The following is a 3,834-nucleotide window of genomic DNA, read 5'->3' as shown; positions in this document are numbered from 1 at the left end:
TCAGGCACAAGATCATCCGACACCCGCAGAACTCTGCCGCCCGCCAGCCCAACTGCCAAGCCCTGAACCAAAACTCATTCTGAAATGATCAGTAACTAGTGACCCACCTCCGAGTCCCTCGGGTGATTACGCCGTAATCACCCGAGGGACTCCAGCAGACCAGCGATGTGCGTGGCTACCTGATGACCCGTTCGCGGCGGCTGCCGGCCTTGAGCTCACCGAGACGACCTCCACGTCGGCAGCCGCCGAGAACCCGCGTCCCTCATACGGCACTTGCAGCCGGAACAGACTTCGGGCCCGGCGGCAGGGGCAGGAACGGCAGCCGCGTCGGCCACCTACGGAAGGTCAGCCGAAGGACACAGTCCGTTCGGTGTGCCAGTGCACTGCGATCCGCCCGACACCCACGCGGAAAACCGACCCCGTGAACACCATCGGCTGCCCGTCATCAATGACGTACTTAGCGCACACATCCTCGTAAGATCCCGGTGCGCGGTTCGGAGAGAACGGAGCCAGCGGATGATCATCGTTCAACTTCAGAGTTCCGGGCCGAGGGCGCTCCTCCACCATCCCCAGCAAGTCCCTCTCACGGTGCCGCAGATCGCGCGCGATAGCTTCGGCCGCAGCGGCGATCTCGTAGGCCTCGTAGAAGCGCACCAGGTGCGGCGGAAGGTCCTGGAGCGGTCGCGGCAACGAGGGCGCCTGATCCAGCCACAGGGTGTACTCGCGGACAGTAGCGGCCAGCCTCTGGTCCAGTCTGCGGAAGACGTCCGCGCGGGCCACCCTGTTCCGCTCCTCGCAGACCTCGCACAAGTAGGCGACCCGGCGCAGTCGGCGATGCGACACCTCGCCGGGGCTCCCGTCCAGATAGCAATAAGTAGATGAGGGCCTGCGCGTGCTGTCCGGCCCATACGTCTTCGTCATCATGCGCGTGCCACACGCTTGGCATCGACGTCTGCGGGGGACCTCGCTCAAGGCGCGCCGCACGTACAACCATTTGGACACACTCGACACCGTATCTGCTGAGGTTGGCTTCCAGGACCCTCCGGCCGGGTTGAAGTCACGGCAACGCTCTTGTCGTCCTGCCAAGTCGTTGCCCCTTGTATCTCACGCCTGTATGGCGGGCGGCACGGCGAGTGAGCTCTACGCCAGAATGGCCCGTCTGCGAGTGCATGCAAGAGGCATCAGCGTGTTCTGCGGAGGTGAGCGCCGACTCGCGCGCGTTATGGCTGAACGCGGGATGACCTCACCGCTGCGCGGTTGGTCTCGGAGCGTGTGATCGAGGAGCGCGCCTCCCCCTGCCATGGCGCGACGCCTCGTAGCGGGGCGGCGTGCTCGCATGAGGGGCGCGGCAGACCCGAGCTTCGAGATCGTTCAGTTACGTGTACCGCCCGGCCTGCACGCACCTGTGCCTCGTGGTGATTACGCCGTAATCACCACGAGGCTGATTCGGTCCTGAGGGGTGGCCCAGTGTCATAGCAGGCAACGCGCGCCCTGTTGGAAGCTACCCGAGGCTGTTGATCGTCGGCATGACGATTCCGCCAGATGACATAGCGGCAGGTCGTGCTGTCCTGCTTCCTGCGACAGGTGCCGACCTCGCCCGGACGGTGCGCGTCCGCCTGCGGGACGGTGGCTCTCGCGCTGGACTTGTGCCGTCCTCCGTCCTCCGTCCTCGGTCCACTGCCGACCCGGGTGGGGGGGTAGCGGTAGAACGGACCGTGCTCTGCATGCGGGTGAGCCAGGCGAGCGCTCTGACCACGGAATGCTCGTGAGTAGTTGGTGGCGGCGGCTGGATGTGCGGTGACTTCCGTCTGACCTCCGAGGGTGTGATGGCTGAGCCTGTGCACATGAGCAGGCTGACCGACCCAGAAGGGCAAAAACAACAGACCGTGCGCCGAGCAAGCACGGGCGCAGAACGGCCCCTGCGGGCAATGATGCTGGCCTCGGCTGACGTGCCCTTTGGCCCCCGGCGATCGCAACCGGTCCGGCCGACAGAGATACTCTCCGAGACGTGATCCACCGGATCAACGAGAGCCGTCGACGCAACGGACAGGGAGCGACTGATCCGATCCTCGGGCCAGGTGATTACGGCGTAATCACCTGGCCCGCCACGATCTGCAGCCGACAGTGATTACGACGTAATCACCACGAGGGCTGAGTGACGATGAAGCGCTGTCTCACGGCTGCGGTCGGCCAGGACACCCAGGCCGAGGTCGATCGGCGCGGTCGGCCAGGAAGCACATCGTGGTGCCGCCACCCCCAGTGCCTGAACGGAGAGCCGCACAACAACGAGTCGATCACGGATGGGGCCCAGCCCGTATGAACCGTAGCTCGGGCGGGACAACAATGTCATGGCAGCAGATCATCCGCGCGGCCGAGCACCGTCAGGTGCCCGGTCGGTACCCAAGTCGCCGAGACAGTCCCGCATGATCGCCTGATCTCGCAATCACGGTCAGGAGCCAGCGGACCGATCAATTGGGCTTTCACTGTGCGGCCCGAAGGACTCAGACACCAATGGCGTGCGCATCACTCAGGTCACGGATGACCGTCACAAGTACAACCAGGCCAAGAGGGCACAACGAAACCGATGCTTATGTCATGTACATGCAAATTGAGCGGGTCGGCAACCTGCCGGGGGAGTAGTACTCGATACAGAGGCCACGAAATTAGCGACACCGACGCACTAGTTTGTACAGGGCCGATGACTACGCCTCCACGCCAGCCACGGCCCGGCCGCACAGCAGCATGGCTCTATACAGAGCTGCGGAGGAGCGTGGCACCAGCCATCTCAGTTCTGCAGCCCTTCCGCAACCAGCCAGCCCGTACACCTCACTCAGCATGCGCGCCTACGGACCTCTACCGCAGAGTGAGACTTGCCCATCCCTGCGGGTACCTCATCTCCAGAGCCCGGCGAGGCGAACAGGGAGCGACTGACTCGTACTACGAGGCAGGTGATTACGGCGTAATCACCCGGCCCGCCACCCGGGCGCACGGGACCGACTCGGCCAGCGGGTGGACCGGGTCGAGGTCCATGTGGAACCTCTGGGGCTGAGCCCAGGGGCTGCACGGCTCGACGTCGGTGTCGGCATGAATGTGGGTGCCGGTGACGCGAACCAGGCCGAGGACCGCGCGGGCCACCAGCGGGCTGCGCAGCGCCGCCCGGTCCACCTCGGCGCCGGCGTGCAGGAGGTACCAGCCCGGCGCCCAGGCGCGGGGCCGGTTCTCGATCCGCTTGCCGCCGTAGAGGATGCAGGCCGCCCAGGGCTGACGCACGGTGATGCCGCGGACGGAGTCCGGGGCGCAGAGCGGCGGCGTCATACGACGGCTCCCGTAACGATGGGCGCCCGGCCGTCCGGCGCGCCGTCCTTTGACGGACAAGGCTGCGGCGCGGCCGGCGGTGGCCGTGTACGCGCGGCCGGAGTGCTTGCCGCCGCAGAGCGCGGCGTCGGCGGCCCGCTGCAGAACGCTCAGGTCGGTGGAGCCGATCGTGTCCGGGGCCGCGGCACCGACCGAAACGGCGACGTCGACGGTGCGGCCGTCGTCCAAGGCGACCGGCGTGTGCAGCATCCAGACCAGCTGCGCGAGGCGCTGTTCGCGGCGGGCGGCGGGCGGCTCCAGGACGACGGCGAACTCATCGCCTCCGAGCCTGCCCACGGCCGCGCGCGGGCCCGCCCACGCGGTGAGCCGGGCGGGTGACCGCGTGGACCAGCCAGCCGGTCAACGGCACGGCGGCGGTCGTCAGTAAGAGGTCCTAACAAAGGCGTTGGACGTGTCGGTGGGTGATGAGGCAGGTGGCGAGGCCGAGGAGGGCTTCGTGGATGTCGTCGCGTCTTTCCC

1 protein-coding gene and 1 pseudogene are annotated in these 3,834 nt (G+C 66.6%); both read right to left on the bottom strand.

From position 1 onward, the window contains the following. Nucleotides 1-345 precede the first annotated feature (345 nt). Complete coding sequence (locus tag ACZ6KF_RS33945; protein ID WP_469161019.1) at nucleotides 346-780, bottom strand: hypothetical protein; 435 nt, start codon at nucleotides 778-780, stop codon at nucleotides 346-348. Nucleotides 781-2,952: 2,172 nt separating this feature from the next. Continuing rightward, nucleotides 2,953-3,672: pseudogene (locus ACZ6KF_RS33940) on the bottom strand (diguanylate cyclase domain-containing protein); the annotation flags it as partial. Nucleotides 3,673-3,834: the final 162 nt, after the last annotated feature.

The sequence above is a fragment of the Streptomyces sp. NPDC046379 genome (assembly GCF_055587785.1).
This window is presented reverse-complemented; position numbering and strand designations above follow the sequence as displayed.